The 6,781-nt window shown below is 70.0% G+C and carries 4 protein-coding genes; all 4 read right to left on the bottom strand.

The window, feature by feature from the left end:
* Nucleotides 1-88: 88 nt before the first annotated feature.
* Nucleotides 89-2,353: a galactose oxidase-like domain-containing protein gene (locus ACFXGX_RS36065; RefSeq protein WP_384800266.1), complete on the bottom strand. Its 2,265-nt coding sequence runs from the start codon at nt 2,351-2,353 to the stop codon at nt 89-91.
* A gap of 143 nt (nt 2,354-2,496) precedes the next feature.
* Nucleotides 2,497-3,699, bottom strand: coding sequence for a glycosyltransferase (locus tag ACFXGX_RS36060; protein WP_384800254.1), 1,203 nt, complete (start codon nt 3,697-3,699; stop codon nt 2,497-2,499).
* Nucleotides 3,696-5,381, bottom strand: a complete 1,686-nt coding sequence (locus ACFXGX_RS36055; RefSeq protein WP_384800251.1) for an ArnT family glycosyltransferase — start codon at nt 5,379-5,381, stop codon at nt 3,696-3,698. Before ACFXGX_RS36055 ends, ACFXGX_RS36060 begins: the two co-directional genes overlap by 4 nt.
* Complete coding sequence (locus ACFXGX_RS36050) at nt 5,378-6,640, bottom strand: glycosyltransferase (RefSeq protein WP_384800248.1); 1,263 nt, start codon at nt 6,638-6,640, stop codon at nt 5,378-5,380. The genes ACFXGX_RS36055 and ACFXGX_RS36050 overlap by 4 nt, the downstream gene beginning before the upstream one ends.
* Nucleotides 6,641-6,781: the final 141 nt, after the last annotated feature.

Below are 6,781 nucleotides of genomic sequence, written 5' to 3'. Positions count from 1 at the left end.
GGTGCGGCGAGTGGGGGTCCCCCCTGCTCGAAGAGCTTGGGGGAGCGTGCCAGGCGTCGCCGGGCAGGCGAGACTTTGCGGACACGACCTAGCGCCTGATCAGGTCCTTCGCGCCGCAGGCCAGTCCGTCCCTGCTGGGGTCGAGTCCCAGGGGATCATCCTTGCCGTTGATCCTGAGCCGTCCGTAGTCGTTCTTCTTCAGCCAGGCGCAGCGGGACGCCGTCGTCTTCCTCACCCCCTCCGGGAAGACCGTCGGCACACAGACGTTGACCGAGCCGTAGTGCCGGTCGCAGCCGGATATCGTGGTGGACACCTTCTGCGAGGTCCGCTTCCGGTCCGCCCCGGTGACGGCGCCCGTCAGGGAGCCGGCGAAGGAGTGGACGTGCGCCGACGCGGTGTCCGCGGCGAGCGCCGAGGGGCCCTGGAGATGCACCCACTCGGCCACCGAGGGAACGCCGTTGGCGTCCACCGCGAAGAGCATGTACCAGCCGGGCGGCGCCAGGTTCGGGTTGCTCGTCACGTTGAGGTCGACGTTGTTCCCGTCCACGCTCAGCGGCAGGTCCACGAAGCGCTGGTTGGGATCGGACGAGTGCGTCACCGCGGCGGGCCGGATCAACTCCGCCTTCACGATGAGCCGGTCGACCGTGATGCGCTGCGTGTCCCCGTACACCCACTCCTTGTCGATCACCGAAGTGATCGTCGGGCGGCTGCCCTTGAGGAGGTACGGCGGGGTGTAGACGGACACGTCGTGGTTCCAGGTGCCGTTGCCCGGGTTGTCGCCGGTGGTCATCACACGGCCGTCGGGCAGCAGGAACGCGGAGGAGTGGTAGCCGCGGGCCTCCGGGTCGGCGGCCACCGGGTCGAAGGTGTTGGACGCGGGGTCGTACAGCGACGACTCGAAGACCGGGTCGGCGCGGTTGTGCAGTGCGCCGCCCGTCTCCAGGACCTTGCCGTCGGGCAGCAGCACGGCGGACACGTACATCTTGCCCTGGTCGCCGGTCTCGGCCACCTTGCCATTGCCGAGGTCCACCGTGCCCTGCGGGATCTGCGGGCCCACCGTGTACGCCGGGCTGGCGGCCTTGAGGTCGATGATGTCGGTGAGCCGGTTCGCGGCCGGATTGGAGTCGATGTTGCCGCCGCCGAGGGTGAGAACCTTCTGGTCCTGCGCGGGAGGCAGCAGCACGCTCGCGGACTGGTCGCGCTGGTCCTTGTTCCGCAGGCCGGGGACCGCGGTCGTGGTGTTGGCGTCGTAGTCGTAGACCGCGGAACCCGTGCCCGGGGTGCCGTTGCCGAAGACATGGCTGCCCGAGTAGAAGAGCCGCCCGTCCTGCATCAGGATCATCGACGGGTACAGGCCCCAGAACGACCAGGTCTGGTTGACCTGCCACAGCGGCAGCCACTGCTGCTGCGCGTTCGACCAGCGCTCGGCGGTCACCGAACCCGAGGAGTCCTCGCGCAGTCCGCCGAACGAGATGATGTCGCCGTTGCCCAGCTCGGTGGCGGACGGGTACCAGTGGCCGTCGTTGAGGTCGTTCGTCCTGCTGTACGTCTCGGTGACCGGGTCGAAGACGTACGAGTCCTTGTAGCCCTCGTACCCGTGCCCGCCCGCGACCGGGAAGGCCTTGTTGCCGCTGAGCACCAGCACCCGTCCGTCGGCGAGCTGGACGTGGCCGGAGCAGAACATGTCCTTGGGGGTGGGGATCACCTTGTACGAACCGGTCGCCGGGTCGTACACCGCCGACGTGAACGTGCCGGCGTCGAAGTTCTCCTCGCTGTTCCCTGAGCCCGCGATCAGCAGCACCTTGCCGTTGTTCAGGACGACGGAGTGCATGGAGCGGACCGGGTTCCGCGTGGGCAGGACCGTCCACCTCCCGTTCGCGCACTCGTCGGCCGTGCCCGTGCAGGTGGCCGGCGGGACCGGATCGGAGACCTGTTCCATCGTGTAGTCGTCGGTGGTCGCCGAGCCCGTGCCGTACACGGAGACGCCCCAGGTGATCCGGTCGGTGCCCGCCGGGACGGCCGGGGTGCGCACCGTCGCCTGCGTCCAGGCGGCCGCCATGTCCAGGGTCTTGAGGTCGGTCCAGTACTGCCAGCCCGCCGTGGCGTCGTGCCGGAACAGCGTGATCGCCGCGTCGGGGGTCGTCGTTCTGTAGAAGAGCCCGAGGTCGTACTGCTTGCCCGCCGTGACGACCGGCGCGCACGCGGTGGACTCGGTGATCAGTGCCTTGCGGTCGCCGTCCACCCGGCGGGTCAGCGTGACCTTCATGGCCTTGGTGCCCGAGTGGGCGTCGGACACGGTCGCGAAACCGAAGTCGTTGTCGCCCCAGCCGGACTTCTCCCAGCAGGACGGCATGCCGTCGGTGCCGTCGGTCTCGAAGCCCGGGTTGGTGACGAGGTTGGCGGCGGACGCGGGCTGCGGCGACACGAGCAGCAGCCCGGCGGCGAGGCCCGTCACGGCCAGCAGAGCGGTCCTCCGTCGTGGTCCCGTCCGCGATCTCACGCCGTCCTCCTCGCCCTGCGGCTCCCACGCCCGCCGCCGCTGCGGCGCGGCAGATACACCAGCGCCTCGGTCCCGGCGAAGCGCAGGACGAAGGTCGTCACCAGGGCCAGGGCCGTGGCGGACAGCGCGTCCGTCCCGAGGTGGCGGACGAAGAGCGCGATCAGCGGGATGCGCAGCACCAGATCGGCGTTGGCGAGCAGCGCGAACCGGCCCGCCCGGTCCCAGCCCTTGCGGTGCCGTCGGCGTTCCCGGAACAGCAGATGCTCGATGAGCAGGAAGTTCCAGGCCACGCCGAGCTGGTTGGCGAGGATCTCCGCCGGTACGTAGTGCAGTCCGGCGGCGGTGAGCGCGTAGAGGCCGAGCAGGTTCGGCAGGAAGCCGGTGGCGCCGATCAGCCCGAAGACCGTCATGCGGGCCACCGGTGAGGCGGTGCGCAGCCCGACGAGATGGCGCAGGAACCGCAGGCCCTCCGCCGCCGACGACTTGGACTCGCCCGCGAAACGGTCCTGGAAGACGAAGGGCACCTCGGTGACCTGGCGGGGGCGGTCGCGCACGGCCAGTTCGAGCAGGATCTTGTAGCCGAGCGGCCGCAGGACCTCGGCGGTGACCGCGCTGCGCCGGATCGCGAAGAACCCGCTCATCGGGTCGCTGATGCCGCGCAGCCGGCGCGGGAAGAGCGCCTTGGTCAGCCAGGTCGCGCCGCGCGACACCGCGATCCGGTAGCCGCCCGCGAGCCCTTCCCTGCTGCCGCCCTTGATGTACCGGCTGGCGACCACGAGGCCCGCGTGCGCGCGTTCCCCCGAGGCGATCAACTCCGGTATCAGGGACGGCGGATGCTGGCAGTCCCCGTCCATGACGACGATCCACTGGGACGTCGCCGCCTTCAGCCCCTCCACCACCGCGCCGCCGAGCCCGCCCTCGGGCTCCTCGCGGTGCAGCACGCTCACCGGGAACGGGCAGTCCCGCGCCGCCTCGGTGATCACCTCGGGGGTGTCGTCCGTGGAGTCGTCCACGAAGACGACCTCGCAGGGCAGCCGCGCCGGCACCGCTACGGTGATCTGGCGCAGCAACTGCCGTATGTTCGCCGACTCGTTGAAGGTCGGCACGACGATGGTGACGGCACCGGGCTCCGGGATCCCGGCGGCGCGTACCGCCGGATCGCCCAGTGCCTCCGGGACCATGCTCTCGAAGCTGTTCATCGACCGCCTCCGGAACGTGCCGTGGTGGTGGTGCCGTTGATGTCGCCTGTGTCGCCGGACCCGTCGATCCGCCGGATCTCGATGCGGTCCTCGCCCGTGCCGAAGGTGGCGACGGGCGTGGAGTGCTCGATCGCGGCCTTCACGTTCGGCAGGTCGGCCGCGTCACGCCGTACCGTCGGGGAGGCGACCACGTAGTCGAGGTCCTTCCAGCCCCGGGGCATCGTCTTCGTGACGGCGGGGTCGAGGTCGGCCTTGTAGAACCAGATGGCGCCGAGTCCCGGCCGGTAGCCGTCGTGCACGAGGTCGAGCCAGAGCCCGTCGTCGACCAGGACCCTGGTGTCCTCGGGGTCCTTCACCTCGGTCCTCAGCCAGGAGGAGGCCGCCCGGTAGGGGGCGTTGGCGTCGGCCGTCACCGCGGTGCGGTCACCGTCGTACCAGCGGGGCACGACATAGGAACCCGCGGCCACCACGAGTACCGCCGCCAGACCCCGGCGCCCCCACGTGACAGGGGCGGACTCCTGGGTCGTGCGCCGTCTGCGCAGCACGGCGTGGGCGACGCTCGCGGCGCCCCCGGCGAGGACGAGGGCGAGGAAGGGCAGGGCCTGGACGACGTACATGGCGGGCAGGTAGCCGTTCGGGCGCAGCGCCACCAGGGCGAGGATCGCCACCGCGAGCGCGGGACCGGCCAGGGCGCGGGCCGTCACCGACCAGCGGAGGGTGACCAGGAGAAGCAGCGCGCCGGCGAGTCCGCCGAGCGGCAGCACCCGGTCGTAGTAGAGCCAGGAATGGAGGACACCGTACGAGCCGGTGCCGCGTTCCAGGAGGAATCCGGAACCGGGGCGGCTCATCTGGTAGGTGATGCCCTCCCAGAGCGAGACATGTCCGCCGCCCGGGAGCAACTCGCCCTTGAGCAGGGCGAAGAGCGGATACGCGGTGCCGATCAGCACGCAGGCGGTGACGGCGCCGGTGAGCGCGAACTTGCGGGTGTCGCGGTGGCTGTGCCGCCACATCGTGACGAACAGCGCGGGCAGGACGACCAGCATCGTCTCCTTGGTCAGCACGGCGGCGGCGGCCGCGAGGCCCGCGCCGAAGTGGTGCCACAGGTGACGGCTCGGGGACGCGGCGAGGCAGAACGCGAGCAGCGTCCACGTCACCGCGATGTTGTCGAGGAAGATCTCCCGCTGGAGCACGACCGAGAGCGGGGACAGCCCGAAGAGGACCATCGCGAGCCCGGCCGCCCAGCGCGGGAGCGACAGCCGGCGCGCGAGGACGTACAGCAGGACCGCGCTCGCCGCGCTGACGACGGGCATCGCGAGGCGCATCGGGCCGACGGTCATCAGGGACGGGCTGAGGTGCGCGGGGACCCAGGTCAGCAGGGCTATCTGGATCCAGCCGAGCGGCGGATGGTCGTACCAGTACGTGTAGTGGGCCAGGCCCTTGCCCTGCTGGACGGCCCAGGCCTGGGCCAGGTAGGTGCCCTCGTCGTCGCTGAGGGCCGGATAGGCGGCGATGTTCCAGCCCTGCACGGCGAGGATCGCCGTGAGCAGCGCCACGCACAGGATCAGGTCGGGACGTGAGCCCCGGAGAAGCGGGCCGGTGAGCCGTGCCGGGAGGTTCTCGGGCGCGGCCGGCCGCTGCGCGGGGGCCGTGGGTGCGGCCGCCGCGGGAAGGGTGGAGGTCACGCGGGAACGTCCTCTCGGATCGCTTCGGTGAGATGCACGCCGGTGTGACTGGTCAGCTCCCAGTCGTTGCGCCCCTGTTGTTCACGCCAGACGGCACGTACGGCGGCACCCGCGAGCAGGACCTGGTAGAACGGCCCGCCGGCGACGAGCTTCAGGTAGTGCACGGTGCGGACGCGCAGTCCGTACTGCTTGCCGAAGTCGTGCAGCCCGACGATCTCGAACACGAAGGTGACCAGGGCGGTCACGGCCGGCAGGAAGGTGATGAACGCGATCCCGACGGGCACGTCGAGGAAGAGCGCGACCGCCACGTTGAGCGGGATGATCACCCCGGTGACGGCCTGGAGGTACGGCGTCATGAGCGTGTAGCGGGCGAGCAACCGCTGTCCGAAGGTGGGCAGTTGCTTCCAGTCGCGCTTGCGGTAGACCTGGAGGAAGCCCTGGTTCCAGCGGGTGCGCTGCTTGAGCAGCGACACCAGCGAGCCGGGAGTCTCCTCCTTGGTCACCATGTCCGAGTCGTACGCGACGACGACCTTCTTGCCTGCGCTGGACAGCCGTACGCCCAGATCGCAGTCCTCCGCGAGGCAGTCGGGGTCCCAGCCGCCGGCCTCCCGCAGAACCTTCGTCCGTACGAAGACGGTGTTGCCGCCGAGCGGGATGAACCCCTTCTGCGCGTGCAGGTGAAGGCGCGAGCGGAACCAGAAGAAGTACTCCAGGCAGTTGCGCAGGCTGTACCAGCTCGAGTGGAAGTTGATGAGCTGCACCCCGCCCTGGACGACGTCCGCCTCCGTCGTGCGGAAGGCGTGGTCGACGTGGGCGAGCAGCTCGGGATGCACCTGGTCCTCGGCGTCGAAGACCCCGACCACTTCGCCGCGGCAGTGCGGCAGGGCCGTGTTCATGGCCTTCGGCTTGTTCTTCCGCTCGTGGTGGTCGACGACGACCCGCACCCGCGGGTCGCGCGCCTCCGCGCTCCGGGCCACCTCGGTGGTCTCCGGGTCGTCGTGCCCCACGATGACGATGATCTCGAAGTCCGTGTGGCCGGATTCCAGCAGTCGCCGGATGGTGTGGTCGAGCACCGCCTGTTCGTGCCGCGCGGGCAGCAGCAGCGAGAAGGACAGGCTCTCACCCCCGTCCGGACGGCCGAACCGGGTGGAGGCCAGCACTTCGGGCGTACGCCACGCGTGCATCTGCCACCACAGGGTGAAGGCCGCCATCCAGAAGAGCGCCAGAGAAACGGCGGCGATGAAGACAGACGTGAGCACAGATCCCCCCCAGATCCCAAAACCCCCGTCGTGACAGCACGTAACGGCAGTCACCCCCCCACGCAGAAGGCATGGGGGTAGAGTGTATGAAAACGGTTTCCCCCAGGAATAGCGGGTTTAATAAACCGCGGGCCAATTGAC

The sequence above is a fragment of the Streptomyces sp. NPDC059371 genome, from assembly GCF_042751995.1.
GTDB lineage: Bacteria > Actinomycetota > Actinomycetes > Streptomycetales > Streptomycetaceae > Streptomyces.
Note: the sequence above shows the minus strand (reverse complement) of the source record. Positions and strands in the feature narration are given on the sequence as shown.

Coding starts and splice junctions, on each gene's coding strand:
- ACFXGX_RS36065 (WP_384800266.1), bottom strand. CDS start 2,353: ATGCCGTCCTGCTGGGAGAAGTCCGGCTGGGGCGACAACGACTTCGGT.
- ACFXGX_RS36060 (WP_384800254.1), bottom strand. CDS start 3,699: ATGAACAGCTTCGAGAGCATGGTCCCGGAGGCACTGGGCGATCCGGCG.